Source organism: Rahnella sp. CG8, assembly GCF_023701875.1.
Lineage (GTDB): Bacteria > Pseudomonadota > Gammaproteobacteria > Enterobacterales > Enterobacteriaceae > Rahnella > Rahnella aceris.
Genome location: NZ_JABAED010000007.1, coordinates 193,261 through 215,982, shown reverse-complemented (window position 1 = coordinate 215,982; position 22,722 = coordinate 193,261). Strand labels below are relative to the sequence as shown.

The 22,722-nt window shown below is 50.5% G+C and carries 17 protein-coding genes and 6 tRNA genes; 5 read left to right on the top strand and 18 right to left on the bottom strand.

The window, feature by feature from the left end; genetic code table 11:
- Window positions 1-115: 115 nt before the first annotated feature.
- The 5 genes from lnt to miaB form a co-directional block, all read right to left on the bottom strand.
- On the bottom strand, window positions 116-1,645 hold the full coding sequence (lnt, locus tag HGO41_RS09525; protein ID WP_223509242.1) for an apolipoprotein N-acyltransferase: 1,530 nt from the start codon (window positions 1,643-1,645) through the stop codon (window positions 116-118).
- Between the two features lie 7 nt (window positions 1,646-1,652).
- Complete coding sequence (corC, locus tag HGO41_RS09520; protein ID WP_013576483.1) at window positions 1,653-2,531, bottom strand: CNNM family magnesium/cobalt transport protein CorC; 879 nt, start codon at window positions 2,529-2,531, stop codon at window positions 1,653-1,655.
- Between the two features lie 99 nt (window positions 2,532-2,630).
- Window positions 2,631-3,104 (bottom strand): rRNA maturation RNase YbeY, encoded by a 474-nt coding sequence (gene ybeY, locus HGO41_RS09515; protein ID WP_013576482.1) that lies wholly within the window; start codon window positions 3,102-3,104, stop codon window positions 2,631-2,633.
- Window positions 3,101-4,177, bottom strand: a complete 1,077-nt coding sequence (locus HGO41_RS09510) for a PhoH family protein (RefSeq protein ID WP_112151683.1) — start codon at window positions 4,175-4,177, stop codon at window positions 3,101-3,103. Before HGO41_RS09510 ends, ybeY begins: the two co-directional genes overlap by 4 nt.
- 245 nt (window positions 4,178-4,422) lie before the next feature.
- Window positions 4,423-5,847, bottom strand: coding sequence for a tRNA (N6-isopentenyl adenosine(37)-C2)-methylthiotransferase MiaB (gene miaB / locus HGO41_RS09505; RefSeq protein ID WP_013576480.1), 1,425 nt, complete (start codon window positions 5,845-5,847; stop codon window positions 4,423-4,425).
- 187 nt (window positions 5,848-6,034) lie between these two features.
- Here miaB and ubiF point away from each other — a divergent pair, with 187 nt between their 5' ends.
- Entirely contained in the window at window positions 6,035-7,219 is a 1,185-nt protein-coding gene (gene ubiF / locus HGO41_RS09500; protein WP_223509243.1) for a 3-demethoxyubiquinol 3-hydroxylase, read from the top strand.
- A gap of 107 nt (window positions 7,220-7,326) precedes the next feature.
- Here the strand turns inward: ubiF and HGO41_RS09495 are convergent.
- From HGO41_RS09495 to nagB, 11 genes are all read right to left on the bottom strand, one after another.
- Window positions 7,327-7,401: transfer RNA gene (locus HGO41_RS09495), tRNA-Gln, on the bottom strand.
- A 44-nt stretch (window positions 7,402-7,445) separates the two neighbouring features.
- Window positions 7,446-7,522 (bottom strand) — tRNA-Met (locus HGO41_RS09490).
- Between the two features lie 92 nt (window positions 7,523-7,614).
- Window positions 7,615-7,689 (bottom strand) — tRNA-Gln (locus HGO41_RS09485).
- Between the two features lie 70 nt (window positions 7,690-7,759).
- Window positions 7,760-7,834 (bottom strand) — tRNA-Gln (locus tag HGO41_RS09480).
- A 23-nt stretch (window positions 7,835-7,857) separates the two neighbouring features.
- A tRNA-Leu gene (locus HGO41_RS09475) sits at window positions 7,858-7,942 on the bottom strand.
- Between the two features lie 7 nt (window positions 7,943-7,949).
- Window positions 7,950-8,026 (bottom strand) — tRNA-Met (locus HGO41_RS09470).
- Window positions 8,027-8,254: 228 nt separating this feature from the next.
- Window positions 8,255-9,919, bottom strand: coding sequence for an asparagine synthase B (gene asnB, locus HGO41_RS09465; protein ID WP_013576478.1), 1,665 nt, complete (start codon window positions 9,917-9,919; stop codon window positions 8,255-8,257).
- 360 nt (window positions 9,920-10,279) lie between these two features.
- Complete coding sequence (locus HGO41_RS09460; protein WP_015690266.1) at window positions 10,280-11,032, bottom strand: HAD-IIA family hydrolase; 753 nt, start codon at window positions 11,030-11,032, stop codon at window positions 10,280-10,282.
- 57 nt (window positions 11,033-11,089) lie between these two features.
- On the bottom strand, window positions 11,090-12,313 hold the full coding sequence (gene nagC, locus HGO41_RS09455) for a DNA-binding transcriptional regulator NagC (protein WP_126125058.1): 1,224 nt from the start codon (window positions 12,311-12,313) through the stop codon (window positions 11,090-11,092).
- A 20-nt stretch (window positions 12,314-12,333) separates the two neighbouring features.
- Window positions 12,334-13,473 (bottom strand): N-acetylglucosamine-6-phosphate deacetylase, encoded by a 1,140-nt coding sequence (gene nagA, locus HGO41_RS09450; RefSeq protein WP_013576475.1) that lies wholly within the window; start codon window positions 13,471-13,473, stop codon window positions 12,334-12,336.
- Window positions 13,474-13,622: 149 nt separating this feature from the next.
- Window positions 13,623-14,423 (bottom strand): glucosamine-6-phosphate deaminase, encoded by an 801-nt coding sequence (nagB, locus tag HGO41_RS09445; RefSeq protein WP_013576474.1) that lies wholly within the window; start codon window positions 14,421-14,423, stop codon window positions 13,623-13,625.
- 385 nt (window positions 14,424-14,808) lie between these two features.
- Here nagB and nagE point away from each other — a divergent pair, with 385 nt between their 5' ends.
- The 4 genes from nagE (at window position 14,809) to chiQ (ending at window position 20,906) form a co-directional block, all read left to right on the top strand.
- Window positions 14,809-16,845, top strand: a complete 2,037-nt coding sequence (gene nagE / locus HGO41_RS09440) for an N-acetylglucosamine-specific PTS transporter subunit IIBC (protein WP_126125306.1) — start codon at window positions 14,809-14,811, stop codon at window positions 16,843-16,845.
- 192 nt (window positions 16,846-17,037) lie between these two features.
- On the top strand, window positions 17,038-18,708 hold the full coding sequence (gene glnS / locus HGO41_RS09435; RefSeq protein ID WP_250980982.1) for a glutamine--tRNA ligase: 1,671 nt from the start codon (window positions 17,038-17,040) through the stop codon (window positions 18,706-18,708).
- Between the two features lie 478 nt (window positions 18,709-19,186).
- Entirely contained in the window at window positions 19,187-20,557 is a 1,371-nt protein-coding gene (gene chiP, locus HGO41_RS09430) for a chitoporin ChiP (protein ID WP_223509244.1), read from the top strand.
- A 13-nt stretch (window positions 20,558-20,570) separates the two neighbouring features.
- Window positions 20,571-20,906: a ChiQ/YbfN family lipoprotein gene (gene chiQ, locus HGO41_RS09425; RefSeq protein ID WP_165497401.1), complete on the top strand. Its 336-nt coding sequence runs from the start codon at window positions 20,571-20,573 to the stop codon at window positions 20,904-20,906.
- A 128-nt stretch (window positions 20,907-21,034) separates the two neighbouring features.
- On the opposite strand, the gene fur is transcribed toward chiQ, so the two are convergent.
- Complete coding sequence (gene fur / locus HGO41_RS09420) at window positions 21,035-21,490, bottom strand: ferric iron uptake transcriptional regulator (RefSeq protein ID WP_013576469.1); 456 nt, start codon at window positions 21,488-21,490, stop codon at window positions 21,035-21,037.
- Between the two features lie 312 nt (window positions 21,491-21,802).
- Window positions 21,803-22,330, bottom strand: coding sequence for a flavodoxin FldA (gene fldA / locus HGO41_RS09415; protein ID WP_013576468.1), 528 nt, complete (start codon window positions 22,328-22,330; stop codon window positions 21,803-21,805).
- Window positions 22,331-22,722: the final 392 nt, after the last annotated feature.

Here is a 22,722-nt window from a genome sequence, read left to right as displayed (position 1 = left end):
AAGGGTCCATGATGAGCATGAACCCTTTTTACACGAGCCACCGGATCGGTCAACTGATCCTTAAACGATCGGCATTAACCCGGAGGTGCCTGTTTTAGAAACAAAACGCTTGTGCTCAGGATTTACGGCGGCCCAACCACAGCGCAACTGCCGCCATGACTGCCGTAGCAAACCACACCGGCCACCAGCCAGCCCGGGCATAAGGTGTCATACCCGTTGTCGGTGTGACCTTCACGTTCAGCACCTGACGGGTAAACTGCGGAATTTCGTGGGTCACATCGCCCTGAGCATCAACGACGGCGGTAATGCCATTATTGGTGCTGCGCAGCAACGGACGCCCCAGTTCCAGCGAACGCATTCGCGCCATCTGGAAGTGTTGCCATGGGCCAATCGAATGACCAAACCAGGCATCGTTTGAAATTGTCAGCAGGAAATTAGTATCCGGTTGCAGATTGTCGCGCACCTGTTCGCCGAAGACGACTTCGTAACAAATCGCCGTGGTCAGATTCAGACCACTGACAAACAACGGTTTCTGCACGTAATCACCACTGGTCAGCCCGGACATCGGCAAATCGAAGAAAGGTGCCAGCGGGCGAAGAATGGCTTCCAGCGGTACGAACTCTCCAAAAGGCACCAGATGATGTTTGTTGAAGCGGTTTTCGTCAGGATAGTGATAGGGCTTTTCACCGCCGAGCACGATGGCGCTGTTATACACTTTCATGCCTTCTTCATTGCGACGGGCATCGATAATGCCGGTGATTAACTGGGTGCCGTGTGAGCGGTAGATATTATCCACCATGCTCAGGAAGCCCTGCTGATCGGATTCAATGTCTGAAATTGCTGATTCCGGCCAGATGATCATGCTGGATTTACCCACGTACGGGCGGCTGAGATCCAGATAGGTCTGCAGCGCACTTTCCAGCGCTTTCGGATCCCATTTCATGGACTGTGGAATATTGCCCTGAACCAGCGCCACATCGACCGTTTTATCTGGCTGTTCCTGATACCAGTGGATATAACGCAGCGGCCATGGCAGCAACAGCATGGCAACAGCGATAATTCCCGGTGTGACGCGACGCTGATGTATCGCGTACACAATCAGTCCGCTCAGCGAGGTGAGTAAAATCGTGATGCCGTCGACGCCGGTAATCGGCGCGAGGCCTTTCAGCGGACCGTCGATCTGGCTGTAGCCGAACTGTAACCACGGGAAACCGGTCAGCACCCAGCCGCGCAGGAATTCAGTAACTTGCCACAAGGCGGGCGCGCCAAGTGCCAGTTTCGGCCAGGTGGTTTTCGGCCACAGTTTGCTGAACAAGCCGGCAAACAACATCGTGTACAGCGATAAATACGCTGCCAGCAAGACCACCAGGAAAAGGTTGATCGCTTCCGGCATGCCGCCAAACGTGGCGATGCTGACATAAACCCAGTTTACGCCGCTGCCAAAAAGACCCATTCCCCAGAAAAAGCCGATGAGCGCGGCCTGAGCCGGACGACGATCGAGCGTTAATGCCAGCAGACCGCACAGCGAAATGATCGCCGCAGGCCAGAAGTCATAAGGGGAAAATGACAGCGTGCCACAGGCACCGAAAAAGAGCGCCAGCAGGGCGCGAACCCGCTGGCGTTGATATAAAGAGGCAATTGCCATGAAGTAATTATTCTTCCAGTATCGGTTGCGGCGCGTCGTCCGGTATTTTTACATGAACCTGAATGATACGACGGCTGTCAGCCATCGCAACCTTGAACAGGTAACCGTCAATTTCAATGCTTTCACCACGCGCCGGTAAATGGCCGAATGACTGCATGACCAGACCACCAATCGTATCGACTTCGTCGTCACTGTAATGGGTCCGGAACACTTCATTAAAATCTTCGATCGGTGCCAGTGCGCGGACGGTGTAGGTATGGCGGCTGAGCTGGCGGATATCCAGATCTTCTGCTTCATCGTACTCATCATCGATTTCGCCGACGATCAGTTCGAGAATATCTTCGATGGTTACCAGACCTGAAACGCCGCCGAATTCATCAACGACAATCGCCATGTGGTAACGCTGTGAGCGGAATTCCTTCAGCATGCGGTCTACGCGTTTGCTTTCAGGGACAACGACCGCGGTTCTCAGCACTTTATCTATGCTGAATGGCTCAGACTCTGTGCGCATAAACGGCAGCAGGTCTTTGGCCATCAGGATGCCTTCAATGTGATCCTTATCTTCGCTGATCACCGGGAAGCGTGAGTGTGCAGATTCAATAATGACATCGAGGCACTCTTCCAGCGGCTGGTTGCGTTTTAGCGTGATCATTTGTGAACGTGGGATCATGATGTCCCGGACGCGCTGCTCGGCGATATCCATCACGCCTTCCAGCATGTCACGGGTATCGGGGTCGATCAGATCGTTTTGTTCTGAATCACGGATCAGCTCAACCAAATCGCCACGGTTTTTTGGTTCACCGTGAAAAAGCTGGCTAAGGATAAGGGAAAAGAAGCCCTTCTTGGGACTGGGGCTGTCACTATTTTGTGAATGGTCATCGCTCATGGCGTTTGGTTTTTTTTACTCGTAGTTAGTGAAAATTATGCGAAACGCCTGCGGATGAACACGTTATCAGGCAGGCATTACGCGAGTTTACTGTGAAGCTTAGTTATCTTCTTTCTCTGAAATATACGGATCCGGATACCCCAGACCCTGCATGATTTCAGTTTCAATCGATTCCATTTCTTCGGCTTCTTCGTCAACGATATGGTCATAGCCCAGCAAATGCAAACTGCCGTGAATGACCATATGCGCCCAGTGAGCCAGAAGTTCTTTGTCCTGCTCTTTTGCTTCTTTCTCCACAACCTGGCGACAAATAATCAGGTCGCCAAGAAGCGGCATCTCCATACCAGGAGGTGCTTCGAACGGAAAGGATAACACGTTGGTCGGTTTATCCATCCCACGATAAGTCATATTAAGTTCATGACTTTCAGGGATATCGACCAGACGGATTGTGACTTCTGATTCTTCCTGAAACTGAGGAAGAACCGCTTCAAGCCAGGTCTGGAAATCATTTTCTGACGGTAAACCTGCTGCATCTTCGCAGGCAATTTGTAAATCGAGGATTACCGTGTTCATTGACTGGCCTGTTGTGTTGAGCTGTTCTGATGTTCATGTTTACGCTCTGCGGCAATCGCATCGCGGCGTTTTTGATCTTCTTCTTCCCAGGCTTCGTACGCGACAACAATGCGCGCAACGACCGGGTGACGTACCACGTCTTCACTGTGGAAGAAGTTAAAGCTGAGTTCTTCGACTGACGACAGCACTTCAATCGCATGACGAAGCCCTGATTTCTGATGACGCGGCAAGTCGATTTGCGTCACGTCACCGGTGATCACCGCTTTGGAGTTAAAGCCAATACGGGTCAGGAACATCTTCATTTGTTCGATAGACGTGTTCTGGCTTTCATCAAGGATAATAAAAGCGTCGTTCAATGTACGTCCACGCATGTAAGCCAGCGGGGCGACTTCAATAACGTTGCGCTCAATCAGTTTTTCAACTTTCTCAAAACCGAGCATTTCGAACAATGCGTCATACAGCGGGCGCAGATATGGGTCAACTTTCTGACTGAGATCCCCCGGCAGGAAGCCCAGTTTTTCACCGGCTTCAACGGCAGGGCGGGTCAGAAGAATGCGGCGCACTTCCTGACGCTCCAGCGCATCCACCGCAGCAGCCACGGCCAGATATGTTTTACCGGTACCTGCAGGACCGATCCCGAAGGTGATGTCGTGGTCGAGAATGTTGGCGATATACTGCGCCTGATTGGGCGTGCGCGGCTTCACCATGCCACGCTTGGTTTTGATGATGACCGCTTTGCCGAAGTCGGGCACACTTTCTGCTGTTTGTTCCAGCACCCGGCTTTCTTTGATCGCCAGATGAATTTTCTCAGGATCGATATCCTGGATCTCACCGCGCAGCGGCGCAGTGTCAACGTATAAATCACGCAGGATGTCGGCGGCTGCCGCAACCGGCAGGCTCTTTCCGACCAATTTAAACGCGTTATCACGACGGTTGATTTCAACGCCCAACCGGCGCTCCAGTTGTTTGATATTGTCATCAAACGGCCCGCACAGGCTCAGCAAACGCTGGTTGTCTTCGGGCTCCAGTAAAATCTCTTGTGTTACAACGTTCAAACGAATCCTCTGGGTCACTTCGGACCAGTTGTCATTTCACCCGGCTGAGTCACTGCTTTCAGCCGCCAACCATACCTGACTTAATAATACATGCCCTTGGCAAAATATGCTGCGCCGTGGCAGCAGTTGCAGGCACCGTCATCCGGATATGCGGCCTTTGCTGGAAAATTAAACCCTTATGATGAGGTTATTACCGAAAATCTCAAAAGAAACAGGACGCCGGAGCGCCCTGTTGATTTCAGGCTGTGCATTATTCTGGTGGTTCAGGGTTGATATAGTCCAACGCCCAATTCATTTTCTTTGCGGGTGCGTTCGATAACTGATTGTGGTGATTCATGCAGGCGAAGCGCCATCTGTTCTTCCGTACGGACAACCACACCGCGCAGTGAGTTGGCATACACGTCGACAATTTCGACATCAACGAACTTACCAATCATGTCCGGTGTGCCTTCGAAGTTGACCACGCGGTTGCATTCGGTACGGCCGGTCAGCTCCATAATGTCCTTGCGGGACGTGCCTTCCACCAGAATACGCTGAACAGTACCCAGCGTGGCGCGGCTAAAGCGCATGACTTGCTGTGTGATTCTGTCCTGTAACAGCGCCAGACGCTGTTTCTTCTCATCCATGCTCACATCATCAACCATATCTGCCGCCGGTGTGCCCGGACGCGGAGAATAGATGAAGCTGAAGCTGACGTCGTAATTCACCTGCGCAATCAAATCCATCGTGCGTTCAAAATCTTCGTTCGTTTCGCCAGGGAAACCGATGATAAAATCTGAACTGAAATGAATATCAGGACGCGCGGCGCGTAACTTGCGGATAGTCGATTTATATTCCAGCACTGTATGAGGACGCTTCATCATCGTCAGAATGCGATCGGAACCACTTTGGATCGGCAGATGCAGGAAGCTCACCACTTCAGGCGTATCTTTATAGACTTCTATAATATCATCAGTAAATTCCACCGGATGACTGGTGGTGAAACGGATACGGTCGATACCGTCAATCGCTGCCACCAGACGCAGCAGCTCAGCGAAGGTGCACACGCCACCCTCAAACGCATCGCCACGATACGCATTAACGTTCTGGCCCAGCAGGTTAACTTCACGCACGCCTTGCGCGGCCAGTTGTGCCACTTCAAACAATACGTCATCGCACGGGCGGCTGACTTCTTCACCGCGCGTATAAGGCACTACACAGAAGCTGCAATATTTGTTGCAGCCTTCCATGATGGAAACGAAAGCGGTCGGGCCGTCTGCGCGCGGTTCCGGCAGGCGGTCAAATTTTTCGATTTCAGGAAAGCTGATATCCACGACCGGGCTTTTGGTGCCACGTACGTGGTTCACCATTTCCGGTAAACGATGCAAGGTTTGCGGACCGAAGACGATGTCGACACAAGGCGCACGTTTACGCAGCATTTCGCCTTCCTGTGATGCGACGCAGCCACCCACCCCAATGATAATATTCGGGTTTTTCTTTTTCAGTAATTTCCAGTGTCCGAGCAGGCTGAACACTTTCTCCTGCGCTTTTTCCCTTATTGAGCAGGTATTCAGCAGCAGAATGTCTGCTTCTTCAGCGTTATCCGTCAGCTGGTAACCATGGGTGCTGTCGAGAAGGTCAGCCATTTTGGATGAATCATATTCATTCATCTGGCAGCCCCAGGTTTTTATGTGCAGTTTTTTAGTCATCAGCGTGTCAGTACTCAATACGGGAAACGTTAGATCGGCAGTGCCGCAGTGCATAGCATAGTTCAGGGGCGCTATTGTAAACCCTCACTCCAGTGCTGACCAGTGCAGGAAAGCAGCTTAGGCCCTGATGCCAACACAAAAATCCGGTACACTTCGCATAATGAACTGAACAGAAAGCCGGAATAAAATGAATAATTCTGAGAAGACATTTGATGCAGTCATTGTGGGTGGCGGCATGGTGGGCGCTGCCACAGCCCTGGGGCTGGCGCAGCAGGGATTGCAGGTTGCTCTGATAGAGAATGAAGAACCTGCCGGGTTTGATCCGTCAGCGCCGGCTGATTTGCGTATCTCCGCGATTGGTTGTGCGTCTGTGCGCTTTTTACAGAAACTGGGTGCGTGGGGTGCGGTTGAGAAAATGCGCTCAGTCCCATACCGCCGCCTGGAAACCTGGGAAGTTGACGGTTCTGAAGTGAAATTTGATGCGCAGTCTCTCGGATTGCCGGAGCTGGGCTTCATGGTCGAAAACCGGGTACTTCAGCTGGCGCTGTGGCAACAGTTTGATGCCCTCACCAGTCTGACCCGTTTGTGCCCGGCAAAATTGCGTCACCTTTTGCAGCACGATGATAAAACCTGGTCTTTGCAACTGACTACGGGTGAATTACTGCGCACGCCACTTGTGGTCGCTGCCGATGGTGCGAATTCCCTGGTGCGGCAGTTAGCGGGGATTGGTGTGGATGGCTGGGAATACCGCCAGCACTGTATGCTGATTCATGTCGAAACCGCAACGCCGAATCAGGACGTGACATGGCAGCAATTTTTCCCTTCCGGCCCGCGGGCGTTCCTGCCGCTGTTTGATAATCAGGCCTCGCTGGTCTGGTATGACAGCCCGCAGCGTATCCGTTATCTGAAAACGCTGAATATGCAGCAACTTACGACAGAAGTGATGCAGGCTTTCCCGGCACGGCTGGGCACAGTGAAAGCAATATCCGCAGGTGCATTCCCACTGGTTCGCCGTCACGTTCAGCGTTATGTCTTACCGGGGCTGGCGCTGGTGGGTGACGCAGCGCACACCATCAATCCTCTGGCAGGGCAGGGCGTCAATCTGGGATACCGTGATGTGGAAGCATTGTTATCGGTGCTGGAAAAGGCGCGTGATCATGATGAAGCGTGGAGCAGCGAGAAAGTCTTACTGCGCTATCAGCGTCAGCGTCGTCTGGATAATCTGCTGATGCAAAGTGGGATGGATTTATTCTATACCGCCTTCAGTAACGATCTGGCACCGGTGAAAGCGTTGCGTAATCTGGCGCTGATGACCGCACAACGTACGGGCGCACTGAAAACCAAAGCACTTAAATACGCATTGGGGATTTAATGACGTCAAGGCTGGTGGGAAAACATCTCCACCAGACCTCTATTTTTAGATAAATATTTAAAATACAGAAAAGCAAAAGGCCTGCTAAAAAGCAGGCCTTTCTAATGTGGCTGGGGTGCCAGGATTCGAACCTGGGTATGCTGGTATCAGAAACCAGAGCCTTACCGCTTGGCGACACCCCAATTTTGTTTCTCACTACCTTTTGAGTAGTGTACTGCAAGTAAAATGGTGGCTACGACGGGATTTGAACCTGTGACCCCATCATTATGAGTGATGTGCTCTAACCAGCTGAGCTACGTAGCCAAATTCTACTGACTTACTTCAAAACTTCAAGCACTAATTTAACTAACTTAATAATAAATTTCAAGTGCTTACCAATTATACAGAAAGAAGTATGGCTGGGGTACCTGGATTCGAACCAGGGTATGCTGGTATCAAAAACCAGTGCCTTACCGCTTGGCGATACCCCAACAGTACAACTTCTTCAAATTGGATTTTCCTCACAACCACATCAGTACAACAATGTGAAAGGTAAGAAAATGGCTGGGGTACCAGGATTCGAACCTGGGAATGCTGGTATCAAAAACCAGTGCCTTACCGCTTGGCGATACCCCAACTGTGCTGCCGATGTCTGGAAATGGTGCGGGAGGCGAGACTTGAACTCGCACACCTTGCGGCGCTAGAACCTAAATCTAGTGCGTCTACCAATTTCGCCACTCCCGCAAAAAGATGGTGGCTACGACGGGATTCGAACCTGTGACCCCATCATTATGAGTGATGTGCTCTAACCAACTGAGCTACGTAGCCATCTTTTTTCGCGCTACCTTCATCGGCGTTGCGGGGCGCATTATGCGTATATGACCGTTTTGCGTCAACACCTTTTTTGGAGAAAAAGGCCTGACGGCGTCCATTTGTCTGGCTTATAACCACTCTGGTGATTAATTGGACAAAAGACATTATTTTTACTGACTTTACCCATTAAAAAACGGGCCTGAAGAGGCCCGTTTGCTACAAGGATATTTACCGGTAAATCGGTTATTTATAAGCGGACTGATGCACGCCAACGGCACGGCCAGAAGGATCGTCCATGTTTTTGAACGCTTCGTCCCATTCAATAGCTTTCGCTGAAGAACAGGCCACTGACGGCCCGCCAGGCACACATTCAGCCGCGCTTGGCACCGGGAATAACTCTTCAAAAATCGTACGGTACAGGTAGCCTTCTTTCGAGGTCGGCGTGTTGTACGGGAAACGGAAATGTGCAGTTTCAAGCTGTTGATCGGTGATCTGCTGAGAGGCCACTTCTTTTAAGGTATCGATCCAGCTGTAACCTACGCCATCAGAGAACTGTTCTTTCTGGCGCCAGGCCACGCTGTGTGGCAAATAAGACTCGAAACATTCACGCAGGATATGTTTCTCCATCTTGCCGTTGCCGCACATCTTGTCTTTCGGGTTGATACGCATCGCGACGTCGAGGAATTTTTTGTCCAGGAACGGGACGCGGGCTTCCACACCCCAGGCTGACATGGCTTTGTTGGCACGCGCACAGTCATACATATGCAGGGCCAGCAATTTACGCACGGTTTCTTCATGAAATTCTTTGGCGTTTGGCGCTTTATGGAAATACAGGTAGCCGCCCAACACTTCGTCTGCGCCTTCGCCAGACAACACCATTTTGATGCCCATCGCTTTGATTTTACGCGACATCAGATACATTGGCGTTGATGCACGGATAGTCGTGACGTCATACGTTTCAATGTGATAGATAACATCGCGGATAGCATCCAGACCTTCCTGCACGGTGAAGTGAATTTCGTGGTGCACGGTGCCTAAATGGTTGGCGACTTCCTGAGCAGCGCGCAGGTCCGGTGAACCTTGCAGACCGACGGCAAAGGAGTGCAGTTGCGGCCACCAGGCTTCGCTCTGATCTTTATCTTCGATACGGCGGCCGGCAAATTTCTTGGTGATGGCGGAAATCACGGAGGAATCCAGACCACCGGACAGCAGCACGCCGTAAGGCACGTCAGACATCAGGTGACTTTTTACCGCTTCTTCCAGTGCATCTTTCAGCGCCGCAGCGTCGGTCACATTGTCTTTGACGTTTTCGAAGTCAAACCAGTCACGCTGGTAGTATTCGCGAATTTCACCGTCCTGGCTCCACAGATAGCTGCCTGCCGGGAATTCTTTGATGGTGCGACAAACCGGCACCAGCGCTTTCATTTCTGAAGCGACGTACATGTTGCCGTGTTCGTCGTAGCCCATGTACAGCGGGATAATGCCCAGATGGTCGCGGCCAATCAGGTACGCGTCTTTTTCTGTGTCATACAGAATAAAGGCGAACATACCTTGCAGTTCATCGAGGAAGGCAGGGCCTTTTTCCTGATACAGCGCCAGAATGACTTCACAGTCAGATGCGGTCTGGAATTCATACTTGTCGCCCAGTTCTGCGCGCAAAGCCTGATGGTTGTAAATTTCGCCGTTCACAGCCAGAACGTGGGTGTGTGCTGCGTTGTACAAAGGTTGTGCGCCGTTGTTCACGTCGACAATGGACAGACGCTCATGCGACAGAATGGCTTTATCGCTGGCAAACACACCGGACCAGTCGGGTCCGCGGTGACGCATCAGGCGCGACAGTTCCAGCGCTTTTTTGCGCAGCTCGACAGCGTCAGTTTTGATATCGAGCACACCGAAAATTGAACACATATGACTTTCTCCCTAACGACCTTTCTCTGGCTGTTATTTTTATGATTACGAATGAGGATCAACGTTGCCGTTCTTTCAGTTTTAGCCCGGCGTTGTTGCGTTGCTGACTATGAAAATGCGTCAAAACCCCTATGTTGTGCAAGTGGTTTAACGCTCTTCTGATAAATAGTTGGTTGATGGTGGGTGATCTTTGATGAATCACCAGTTTTATAGCGATTCTATTAGCGGATTATTAATTTAATCGCCAAAAATTGAGGAGGATTCAAAAAAAGAGAAAAGTGGATAAAAATCAGACGGCAAGACAAAAAAAAGAGCCTGAATAAAGATCCAGACTCGTTTTCAGGCAGTGGCCGGAAACGCTTAAATCACGTCGATATCGGCAACTGAAGGGTAAATCCAGGTCGGACGGAAAGGCATTCCCTCAATATCGTTGAGCGTGGAAACGCCAGTCAGCACCAGAACGGTTTCCAGACCTGCCTGGAAGCCCGCCAGAATGTCAGTACGCAGATTATCCCCCACAATGACGGTATCTTCGGAATGCGCCTGCATTTTATTTAACGCCGAACGGATAATCCACGGACTCGGTTTGCCGACATAAAATGGCTGGCGTCCGGTAATTTTTTCGATCGGTGCACACAATGCGCCGCAGGCAGGAACAAAACCGTGTCCGTGGTTATCAGGATTTGTCGCGATAAAGCGCGCGCCGTTTGCCACGAAATAGGCGGCTTTATGGATCATGTCCCAGTTATAAGAACGGGTTTCTCCGACAATCACGAAATCAGGATTGATATCGGTAATGGTAAAACCGGCTTTATAGAGTTCATGAATCAGCGCACCTTCGCCGACGACATAGGCTTTTTTGCCTTCCTGACGTTTGAGGAAATCGGCTGTGGCCATCGCAGAGGTGAAAAATGCACTTTCAGGCACGTCGAGACCGGCAGCGCCGAAGCGGTTTGCCAGATCCTGTGCTGTCTGGGAAGGGTAGTTAGTGAGTATAACCAAAGGCATTCCCTGTTCCTGAATCCGCGCCAGAAAACGATCGGCGCCAGGTACTGCGGTATTGTCGTGCAACAGCACGCCATCAATGTCACAAATTACGTTCTTTATCGTCATAATTTCCAAACCCACATTTTCAGTCCCATTCCTGGCAGCCAGATACTATAGCACGTCTTAATTTTCCATCAGACGCTGTAACAGAACGCCATTCAGCATCGCCCGTTTAACCAGGGCAAACGCGCCAATCGCTGACTGATGATTCAGGGCAGAGGTCACTACCGGTAAATTACGGCGGAAATCTTTCAGAACCTGCGCATTAATGCAGTTCTGAATTGCCGGAAGCAGAACCTTATCGGCTTCGGTGATTTCGCCGGCAATCACGACTTTTTGCGGGTTGAACAGATTTATCGCGATCGACACCCCTTTACCCAGCTGGCGGCCAACGTGTTCGATGACTTCGGTTGCCAGCGGATCGTGGCGGTTGGCCGCTTTGCAGATCGCCGAAATTGAACAGTCATTCAGACTCAGCTTGCTGGCGTAGCCTTGCGTCAGTAAATGGCGCACCCGATTTTCGATGGCAGCGTTAGCCGCAACGGTTTCCAGACAGCCGAAATTACCGCAATGGCAGCGTTCGCCCAGCGGGTCGATCTGAATATGGCCGATTTCACCGACGTTGCCGTTACTGCCGAGAAAAATCTGGCCGTTAACGATGATTCCGGCACCGGTACCACGGTGTAAACGAACCAAAATGGAGTCCTGACAGTCGCGGGTTGCACCGAAGTAGTGTTCGGCAAGCGCCAGACTGCGGATATCGTGGCCGACAAAACTGGTGACTTTAAACCGGGCTTCCAGCGCATCGACTAATTTCCACGCGCCCACACTGATATGCGGCATATAGCGCACGATGCCTTTATTCGGATCGACCAGCCCCGGAAGGATGACGGAAATGGCAATCAGTTCGCGGATTTTGCGCTGATTCAGTTCAGTGAATTGCTGGATAGCTTCGAACAGCGCGTTCTCCAGGGTTTCCTGAGTGCGTTCGGGCAGGGCGTAATGTTGTTCGGCCAGCGATTTTGCGCTGAGATCATAAAGCGTAATCGTCGCATCATGGCGACCAAGACGTACTGCGATGGTATGGAAAGGGCGGGTTTCGGTGATGATAGAAATAGCGCGGCGCCCTCCGGTGGAAGCCTGCTGATCAACTTCTTTAATCAGCCCGCGCTCAAGCAATTGTCGGGTAATTTTGGTCACACTGGCGGGCGCTAACTGACTCATGTCAGCAATCTGAATGCGCGAGATGGGACCTTGTTGGTCAATCAGGCGGTAAACCGCCGCGCCGTTTAACTGCTTAACCAGATCAACGTTGCCGATTTGTGCCTGCTGTCCGCCAGTTGTCATCAATGCTGTTATCCGCTCAATTAAACTTCGTCACCATTAACGATAGTTTTTGTGATTTTAAAATCATGAGTGAACGCGGTGAGGTTGGCGACTTTACCTGCTTCGATGCTGCCCAGTTGGTCTTCAACACCAATGGCGCGTGCCGGATAAAGCGTTGCCATACGCAGCGTTTCGTCCAGTGCGATGCCAACATGTTCGACGCTATTTTGTACCGCTTCGATCATCGTCAGCGCAGAGCCGCTCAGTGTTCCGTTTTCGTCCACACAGAGTCCGTCACGGTAGTATATTGTTTTACCGGCAAAAATGAACTCATCAATATTCGCGCCAGCCGGAGCCGTTGCGTCAGTGACCAGCACCAGCTTCTCGCCTTTGAGCTTTTTCGCATTGCGAATATTCGCCCAGTCAACGTGAAGACCATCAGCAATCACGCCGGTATAGACTTCTGGCGTATCGAAGATTGCACCAATAAGACCAGGCTGACGGCCCGTGATGGCTGGCATTGCATTATAAAGGTGCGTAGCAAAGCTGATACCTGCGGCAAAACCGGCACGGGCTTCAGCATAGGTGGAATTTGAATGGCCTGCGGAAATCACTATTCCTGCATCACGCATCTGGCGGATATATTTTGCATCAACCTGTTCGGGTGCGAGCGTCAGTTGGGTGATCACGTCCGCGTTTGCACACAGAAAATCAATCATCGCGCTGTCTGGCAGGCGGATAAAGGCCGGGTTGTGCGTGCCTTTTTTCAGCGGGCTGAGGTAGGGTCCTTCAAGGTGCAGACCCAGTGCCTGGTTCGGATACTTTTCCAGATAGGTGCGCATCACGCTGATACCGTGTTTCATGTAGTCGTCGCTACAGGTAATCAGCGTCGGTAAGAAACTGGTACAGCCGGATTTTTCATTGGCTTTCTGCATGATTTCTAACGTTTCTACTGAAATCGCTTCCAGTGAATCGTTGAATTGCACGCCGCCACAACCATTAAGTTGCAGATCGATAAATCCGGGGGCAAGAATGGCGCCATCCAGACTGCGGGTTTCCACATTCGCCGGCAATTCACTTACCGGGCAGACACGTTCAATTTTGCCATCGGCAATGACCACCGCGTGGTTATCCAGAACGTCATGACCGGTATAGACCCGGCCGTTCACTAAAGCGTACATCATGCCCCCTAGTACGTTTGCCCTTCTCCAGTCACGCTGCTGCTGCGTTGGCGGCCTCACTCACTCCGGTCACTTACTTCAGTAAGCTCCCGGAGATTCGCTCGTTGCCGCCTTGCCGCAACCCGACTGGCTTTGGGCATAATTTTGGATCAGAGATTTTTCATATTTTCCGCTTCTAACTCGCGGAAATATTTAACAGTTTTGACTTTCAGTTCCATGGTGGACGGTTCGTCACACACCATAACGGCTTTCGCGTGCAATTGCAGGCAGCTGATGGTCCACATATGGTTGATATTACCTTCAACTGCCGCTTCCAGCGCCTGCGCTTTCGCATGGCCGGTCACCAGAATCATCACTTCTTCTGCGTCCAGCAACGTGCCCACGCCAACGGTCAGGGCGTATTTTGGCACCTGAGAGACATCGTTGTCGAAGAAACGTGAGTTCGCGATACGGGTTTCATGGGTCAGGGTTTTGATACGCGTACGGGAAGCCAGAGAAGAGGCTGGTTCGTTGAATGCGATATGACCGTCATTACCCACGCCGCCCATAAACAGGTGAATTTTGCCGTAAGACTTAATTTTCGCTTCGTACTGGCGGCATTCTTCGTTGACGTCTGGTGCATTACCATTCAGCAGATTGATGTTTTCGCGTGGAATATCAACGTGGTCAAAGAAGTTTTTGTACATAAACGTATGGTAGCTCTCAGGGTGTTCCTGCGGCAGACCGACATATTCGTCCATGTTGAAGGTCACTACGTTCTTAAAGCTAACCTGGCCTGCTTTATGCATGGCGATTAAATGTTTGTAAGCTTCGAGCGGCGTACCACCGGTTGGTAAGCCCAGAACAAAAGGGCGGTCAGCAGTGGGTTTAAATGCGTTGATGCGTTCAACAATATGACGTGCAGCCCATTTGCCAACTTCAGTGGGGGTGTTTAATGGAATAAGTCTCATCAGATACCTCTTAGTTTCAGAATATTGAATATAATGTGTCTGTCCTCCGCTGAAGTGTTAGCGCGGGACAATAAGTCAGAAAGCAGTTTTGGGTTCAGGGCGGTCTTGTTAAGCGTAAACCACCGCAACGGTTTATGACTGGCACAATACCGTCTGGATTTTTTTAATGATAAAATAAGTTTGGTGTATTGACCAGTGAAATGGCATGTTATGACCTCTTTTTGGTGACAAATCTCACAAAAAGAGAGGTTTTAATTTGCGATACGAAATAATATTTTTACACTCGCAATTGCAGTTGGTTAAATCGGAACGGTAAATGTAAAAGGTAGTAAACATACTAATTAAACTACTTTGGTGATTCGCTTACGGGCGAGTAGGGGGAATGTTGAATATACTGAGTTATTTACAAAAGATTGGCCGGGCATTAATGGTGCCCGTTGCTACGTTGCCAGCCGCCGCAATCCTCATGGGCGTCGGTTACTGGATCGACCCTGTGGGTTGGGGGGGAGACAATGCGCTGGCGGCATTTTTCATTAAATCTGGCTCCGCCATTATTGAAAACATGTCCGTACTGTTTGCGATCGGTGTGGCGTATGGCATGTCCAAAGACAAAGACGGTGCAGCTGCACTGACGGGTTTTGTCGGTTTCCTGGTGCTGACCACGCTGTGTTCGCCTGCAGCCGTGTCCATGATTCAGAAGATCCCGTTAGACCAGGTGCCGGCGGCATTTGGTAAAATCAATAACCAGTTTGTCGGTATCTTAGTCGGTATCATTTCTGCTGAGTTGTACAACCGTTTCAGCCACGTCGAGTTGCCGAAAGCGCTGTCATTCTTCAGTGGTCGTCGTCTGGTTCCTATCCTGACTTCTTTCCTGATGATCATCGTTGCCTTCATCCTGATGTATGTATGGCCTCTGATTTTCAACGGTCTGGTGACCTTCGGTGAGCATATCCAGCAACTGGGTTCTGCCGGTGCCGGTATCTATGCCTTCTTCAACCGTTTACTGATCCCGGTCGGTCTGCATCATGCACTGAACTCCGTGTTCTGGTTTGATGTTGCAGGTATTAACGATATCCCTAACTTCCTCGGTGGTCAGGAATCTATCCAGTCAGGTAAAGCGGTGGTGGGTATCACCGGTCGTTATCAGGCAGGTTTCTTCCCGATCATGATGTTTGGTCTTCCGGGCGCGGCACTGGCGATTTACCACTGCGCACGTCCTGAAAACAAAGCAAAAGTTGCTGGTATCATGCTGGCTGCTGCTTTCGCTTCCTTCTTTACCGGTATCACCGAACCGCTGGAATTCTCCTTCATGTTCGTTGCGCCGGTGTTGTATGTGATTCACGCCGTACTGACCGGGATTTCGGTCTTCATCGCAGCAAGCATGCACTGGATTGCCGGTTTCGGCTTCAGCGCAGGTTTGGTGGATATGGTGCTGTCTTCCCGTAACCCGCTGGCGACTCACTGGTACATGCTGATCCCTCAGGGTCTGGTGTTCTTCGTGATTTACTACGTGGTGTTCCGTTTCACCATCCAGAAATTCAACCTGCTGACCCCGGGACGTGAACTGGCAGTGGCCGGTGACGAAGCGGACGGTTACGACGTTGATGTGGAATCTGCTGGCAACAAAGGTGACGAAACCGTTGCTCTGGCACGCCGTTATATCAGTGCCATCGGCGGTTCAGAAAACCTGACCGGCATTGATGCCTGTATCACCCGTCTGCGCCTGAACGTGAAAGACTCGGCACTGGTCAACGACGGACTGGCGAAACGTCTGGGCGCTTCAGGAGTTATCCGTCTGAATAAACAAAGCGTGCAGGTGATTGTCGGTACTCGTGCTGAAATCATTGCCGGTGCGATGCGTACCGCACTGAATGCAGGCCCGATTGCTGCGGCTACCGTGACTCCGGCTGCGCCAGTGTCTGAAATCAAACCTCAGGCAGTGCCAAACAGCGTGAAAACGGTAGTGGAAACCTTAGTGTCTCCGGTTACCGGTGACATTGTGGCGCTGGATCAGGTGCCTGATGAAGCCTTTGCCAGCAAAGCGGTGGGTGATGGTGTTGCCATCCGTCCTACCGATAAAATCGTTGTGTCGCCGGCTGCGGGCACGGTGGTGAAAATCTTCAATACCAATCATGCGTTCTGCCTGGAAACGACTTCCGGTGCTGAAATCGTGGTGCATATGGGGATTGATACTGTTGCACTGAACGGCCAGGGCTTTACCCGCCTGGTTGAAGAAGGGGCAACAGTCACTGCCGGTCAGCCTGTACTGGAACTGGATCTGGATTATCTGAATGCCAATGCGCGCTCAATGATCAGCCCGGTAGTCGTCAGCAATATTGATGATTATACCGGCGTGACGTCACTGGCCAGCGGTTCAGTGGTTGCCGGTCAAACGAAACTGTTCGATATCCAGGGCAAATAACCCTGCGGATGATGTAACAGGTCGACGTAGTGGCAGCGGGAAGAGAGCGATCTCTTCCCGCTTTTTATTGTCTGAGGACAGAGGCACCAGAGATAACCACGATTTAATGCAACTAACGGTTGTTTCCCGGCGTGGCTTGTTGGAACATAAGCGGTTATCCGTAGAGTCAATGTTGCGTAGAGGAATTGCACAATGAGTGAGGCTGAAGCCCGCCCAACAAATTTTATCCGTCAGATTATTGATGAAGATTTGGCGACCGGGAAACACAATACCGTTCACACCCGTTTCCCACCTGAGCCTAATGGTTATCTGCATATCGGTCATGCGAAATCTATCTGCCTGAATTTCGGCATCGCGCAAGACTATCAGGGCCAGTGTAATCTGCGTTTTGACGATACCAACCCGGCAAAAGAAGACATCGAATTCGTTGAGTCAATCAAACGCGACGTCCAGTGGTTAGGTTTCGACTGGAGCGGCGATATTCATTACTCCTCGGACTATTTTGATCAACTGCATGCTTATGCGCTTGAACTGATCAACAAAGGTCTGGCGTATGTTGATGAACTGTCTCCTGACCAGATCCGTGAATATCGCGGCTCCCTGACGTCGCCGGGTAAAAACAGCCCGTACCGCGATCGCACCGTGGAAGAGAACATTGCGTTATTTGAAAAAATGCGTAACGGTGAGTTCGCCGAAGGCGCTGCGTGTCTGCGTGCAAAAATCGATATGGCCTCGCCATTCTTTGTCATGCGTGATCCGGTTCTGTACCGTATTAAATTCGCAGAACATCACCAGACCGGTAAAAAATGGTGCATCTATCCGATGTACGATTTCACCCACTGCATTTCCGATGCGCTGGAAGGGATCACCCATTCGCTGTGTACGCTGGAATTCCAGGATAACCGTCGTCTGTACGACTGGGTTCTGGATAATATTTCTATTCCATGTCACCCGCGTCAGTACGAATTCTCCCGTCTGAATCTCGAATACTCCATCATGTCCAAGCGCAAGCTGAACCTGCTGGTGACCGAGAAGATTGTTGAAGGCTGGGATGACCCGCGCATGCCGACCGTTTCAGGTCTGCGTCGCCGGGGCTATACCGCGGCGTCTATCCGTGAATTCTGCCGTCGTATCGGCGTTACCAAGCAGGATAACAACGTCGAAATGATGGCGCTGGAATCTTGCATCCGTGACGATCTCAACGAGAACGCACCGCGCGCCATGGCGGTTATCAATCCGGTTAAAGTGATCATTGAAAACTTTACCGGTGATGATGTGCAGATGGTGAAGATGCCGAATCATCCGGGCAAACCGGAAATGGGCGCCCGCGAAGTGCCGTTTACCCGTGAGATTTACATCGATCAGGCTGATTTCCGCGAAGAAGCCAACAAGCAGTACAAGCGTCTGGTGTTGGGCAAAGAAGTGCGCCTGCGTAATGCGTATGTGATCAAAGCAGAACGTATCGAGAAAGACGAGGAAGGGAATATCACCACTATCTTCTGTTCTTACGATATCGACACGCTGAGCAAAGATCCTGCCGATGGCCGCAAGGTGAAAGGCGTGATCCACTGGGTGTCCGCGTCTGAAGGCAAACCGGCTGAGTTCCGCCTGTATGACCGTCTGTTCAGCGTCGCAAACCCGGGCCAGGCGGAAGACTTCCTGACCACCATCAACCCGGATTCCCTGGTGATTTCCCACGGTTTCGTGGAGCCATCACTGGTGGCTGCACAGGCTGAAATCAGCCTGCAGTTTGAGCGTGAAGGTTACTTCTGTGCCGACAATCGCTACTCAAGTGCTGAACATCTGGTGTTTAACCGTACCGTTGGCCTGCGTGATACCTGGGAAAGCAAACCCGTCGCGTAAGCCCTCAGTATGAGGTAATAAAAACGCAGTTCAGGCTGCGTTTTTTTTCGCCTGTTATTCTTGTCAGAGATGCCTTTTGTTTTTCGTCGCGAATTAATGTATTTCCTATGCTTACTTTTAAAACGTTGTGCCACAGCCGTTCATATTGCTGAAACGTTTAAACTGTAAGATGATTTCGTTTAATCGTATGTTTTAATTATATATTATTATAGTCCACTGCTTTAATCCTTTCCTGCATACCTCTGTAATGCTTTTTCATCTTTATGTGCACTTTGTCATATTTCGATAATTAATGATTAATTACTCATTGATAATTCGCGTCGCGAAAAATACTCTTGATGTTGATTTAACCGGTTACGCCTCTGGCGACCGCTTTTTATACCCGTTTGGGTTTTGCTCGTTTTTTTAGTCAACATGAGGAATCTCTATGCACAAGCACCGTAACAGGGGCAGGGGATCGGCTTACCTGAAACCTGCCATGTATTCTCTCGCCGGCACCTTACTGGGTGGCGGAATGATGTTTTCACAAGAGACCAAAGCAGCCGGTTTTATTGATGATTCCACACTGACCGGCGGTGTGTACTACTGGCAGCGTGAACGTGACCGCAAGGACATGGATCCGGCGAGTGACCACTACAAAGACTATACAACCAACCTTTCGCATTCTACCGCTAACCTGAACCTCGATTTTTCTTCCGGCTATGCCTGGGACATGTTTGGTATTGATATCGCAGCCTTTACGGCGATTGAAATGGCCGAGAGCAGCGAGAGCGGCCATCCCAACGAAATCGCCTTTTCTAACAGCAACCGCGCCTACGACGAAGATTACTCCGGGGATAAAAGTGGGGTCAGTCTTTATAAGGCAGCCGGTAAATTCAAATATGGCGGATTCTGGGGGCACGCAGGGTATATTCAGCCTACCGGACAGACGCTGATCGCACCGCACTGGAGCTTTATGCCGGGTACGTATCGCGGTGCGGAAGCCGGTTATAAACACGATTTCGGTGACCCGGGTGAACTGAGTTTCTCCTATATGTGGGCTGATGAATATAAATCGCCGTGGCATCTGGAAATGGATGATTTCCGCCAGAATGACAAGAAAACCGGCGTTTCTTATATTCATTCGCTCGGTGCGAAATATGATTTTAAAAATGACTTCGTACTGGAAGGCGCATTTGGCCAGGCTGAAAGTTATGTCGATCAGTATTTTGCTAAAGCCTCGTACAAAATGGATCTGCTGGGCAATCCGCTGACCACCAGCTATCAGTTCTATGGTGCAGAAGACCGCATCAGTGACAAGAATGATCCGAACAGTCTGTATGACGGTCTGGCATGGTTGCAGGCACTGACCTTTGGCTATACCACCGGGCAGTTTAACTGGCGTCTGGAAGGGACGATGGTGAAAGCGGAAGGGAATCAGGGCTACTTCCTGCAGCGCATGACCCCGACTTATTCTTCCTCAAACGGCCGTCTTGATGTGTGGTGGGACAACCGCTCGGACTTCAACGCCAACGGTGAAAAAGCAGTATATGCAGGCGTATTGTATGATCTGGCGAAATGGGATTTACCGGGCTTCGCGGTCGGTGGTTCGTACGTCTATGCCTGGGATGCCAAACCGAGCACCAACGCCGCTTATGACCAGAGCCAGCGTCTGAAAGAAAGCGCATGGAGCCTGGATGCGCTGTACACCATTCAGGAAGGGCGCGCCAAAGGGACGTTGTTCAAACTGCATTACACCCAGTACGACAACCATTCGGATATTCCGAGCTGGGGCGGCGGTTACGGCAACATTTTCCAGGATGAAAAAGACGTGAAATTCATCGTTATCGCTCCATTCACTATTTTCTGAGGTCGCTATGTCGATGAATAAATTACTGATGATCGTGGTTTCGGTTGTTCTGCTGGCCGGTTGTGCACCCACCGCCGATCAGGCACAAATATCCCAAACGCGGGAAGATTACCGTGCCTGTATCAATACGTCAGAAGGCAATCCGGACAAACTGGCATCCTGCGAGGTGTTACTGAATAAACTGAAACAGGAAAAAGCCCACCAGCAATTTGCAGAACAGGAGACGGTGCGCGTGGTGGATTATCAGCGATGTCTGACGGCGCGTAAAACTGGCGACGGTCAGGCATATGCTGCTGATTGCGGGAAAATCTGGCAGGAAATAAAAACGAACAATTCACCTAAGCCGTGAATCTCAGCAGCGAAACATACCCCGGCTTGCCGGGGTTTTTTATGCCTGCTATCCGGGCTCAATCTGCGTCGATATCAGACATAAAAAAACCGCTTTTCAGCGGTTAATTTAGTCAAAGCCTGTGCAGATTACTGCGCAGGTTTATCGTTGTGCAAAGAGTCATCTTCGCGGCAATCGCCTGCTTCACAGTGGCCGTACAGATACAGGCTGTGGTTGGTGAGCTTGATACCGTGTTTCTTAGCAATCTCACGCTGACGACCTTCAATATATTCGTCACGGAATTCGATCACACGACCGCAATCCAGACAGATCAGGTGGTCGTGGTGATGTTGCTGGGTCAGTTCGAATACGGACTTGCCGCCTTCGAAGTTATGACGGGTGACAATACCGGCGTCGTCAAACTGGTTCAGAACGCGGTAAACCGTCGCCAGGCCAATTTCTTCACCCATATCAATCAGTTGCTTGTAAAGATCTTCCGCACTAACGTGATGACCTTCCGGCGCTTGCAGCACTTCCAGGATTTTGAGGCGCGGAAGCGTGACTTTTAAGCCGGCTTTCTTCAGTGCGGTGTTGTTGTCAGTCATGCGGATTCAGTCCTGTTACTATGTGCTAATCAAGTTGAGGCATGCAGCCTGTGGCATCGGCGGCACAAAATTATTCGTTTAGTCTCTTCGTTTAACGCAATGTGCCAATTCTCGTCAACGACAGCCTGTTAATAAAGATCACAAATTGCCGGTCACATTTGTAATGCAACGACTTGATCAATAGAAAAAACAGAGGAACTCAGTGTACCTTGATACGACCGAAAGTTACAATTTTGTAGCAGTTAAATTGTTAATTTCAGTAATAGTTTGGCCCTTCAATTGTAGAATAAATCCTCAGGGCCAACAGGGTTTTTAGCCAATAATTTCAGAAAGGCTAAGTTCTTCTGTGATCTGTTTCACCCAGGCATCAACACGTTCGCTGGTCAGTTCGGGCTGACGATCTTCGTCAATTGCCAGTCCTATGAAGTGCTTATCATCCGCCAGGCCTTTAGATGCTTCAAAGTGGTAACCTTCGGTAGGCCAATGTCCGACAATCACTGCGCCGCGTGGCTCAATGATATCGCGCACGGTGCCCAGCGCATCGCAGAAATATTCGGCGTAGTCTTCCTGGTCACCGCAACCAAACAGTGCCACCAGCTTACCTTCGAAATCTATCTCTTCCAGCGTTGGGAAAAAGTCGTCCCAGTCACACTGCGCTTCACCGTAATACCAGGTTGGAATGCCGATAAGCAAAATATCGAATTTTTCCAGATCCTCTTTGCTGCTCTTCGCAATGTCATGCACCTCTGCAACATCTTTACCCAATTGCTTCTGGATCATTTTTGCGATGTTTTCGGTGTTACCTGTATCGGATCCAAAGAAGATACCTACAACGGCCATAAGATTACCTAACCTCTTGTTCTCAATGAAGTGCTCTGCAACGCAGGCAATAATAATGCAGATGATAGCAAACTCGTGCGGCGGAGAATATGCTTCTGCTCGCCTTCTTAACTGGGAAATAAGTTTATCGGGCAATATTTTTATGTGTTATCGCCTTTGTGTGCTTTCACCTGCGGCGAATTAACCTCAGGGTTAATGAGGTCAAAAGCAAGTTTGAGAAATAAGTTGTCACAATACTAAATTTCGAGAACATTCCGCCGATAGATGATTCGGGAGCAATCTCAACATAATAAAGAAATCGATGCCCGGAGAGGTGTTCAAACATGTCCTGGGGCACTTGCCTGCTGGTTACCTGTCTTGATTCTCCGCATCCCCGTCAATCCTCAGGCCAG

Excerpts from the sequence above, each read along its gene's own strand:
- lnt (WP_223509242.1), bottom strand. The coding sequence starts at position 1,645 with ATGGCAATTGCCTCTTTATATCAACGCCAGCGGGTTCGCGCCCTGCTG.
- corC (WP_013576483.1), bottom strand. The coding sequence starts at position 2,531 with ATGAGCGATGACCATTCACAAAATAGTGACAGCCCCAGTCCCAAGAAG.
- ybeY (WP_013576482.1), bottom strand. The coding sequence starts at position 3,104 with ATGAACACGGTAATCCTCGATTTACAAATTGCCTGCGAAGATGCAGCA.
- miaB (WP_013576480.1), bottom strand. The coding sequence starts at position 5,847 with ATGACTAAAAAACTGCACATAAAAACCTGGGGCTGCCAGATGAATGAA.
- ubiF (WP_223509243.1), top strand. The coding sequence starts at position 6,035 with ATGAATAATTCTGAGAAGACATTTGATGCAGTCATTGTGGGTGGCGGC.
- asnB (WP_013576478.1), bottom strand. The coding sequence starts at position 9,919 with ATGTGTTCAATTTTCGGTGTGCTCGATATCAAAACTGACGCTGTCGAG.
- HGO41_RS09460 (WP_015690266.1), bottom strand. The coding sequence starts at position 11,032 with ATGACGATAAAGAACGTAATTTGTGACATTGATGGCGTGCTGTTGCAC.
- nagC (WP_126125058.1), bottom strand. The coding sequence starts at position 12,313 with ATGACAACTGGCGGACAGCAGGCACAAATCGGCAACGTTGATCTGGTT.
- nagA (WP_013576475.1), bottom strand. The coding sequence starts at position 13,473 with ATGTACGCTTTAGTGAACGGCCGGGTCTATACCGGTCATGACGTTCTG.
- nagB (WP_013576474.1), bottom strand. The coding sequence starts at position 14,423 with ATGAGACTTATTCCATTAAACACCCCCACTGAAGTTGGCAAATGGGCT.
- glnS (WP_250980982.1), top strand. The coding sequence starts at position 17,038 with ATGAGTGAGGCTGAAGCCCGCCCAACAAATTTTATCCGTCAGATTATT.
- chiP (WP_223509244.1), top strand. The coding sequence starts at position 19,187 with ATGTATTCTCTCGCCGGCACCTTACTGGGTGGCGGAATGATGTTTTCA.
- chiQ (WP_165497401.1), top strand. The coding sequence starts at position 20,571 with ATGAATAAATTACTGATGATCGTGGTTTCGGTTGTTCTGCTGGCCGGT.
- fur (WP_013576469.1), bottom strand. The coding sequence starts at position 21,490 with ATGACTGACAACAACACCGCACTGAAGAAAGCCGGCTTAAAAGTCACG.
- fldA (WP_013576468.1), bottom strand. The coding sequence starts at position 22,330 with ATGGCCGTTGTAGGTATCTTCTTTGGATCCGATACAGGTAACACCGAA.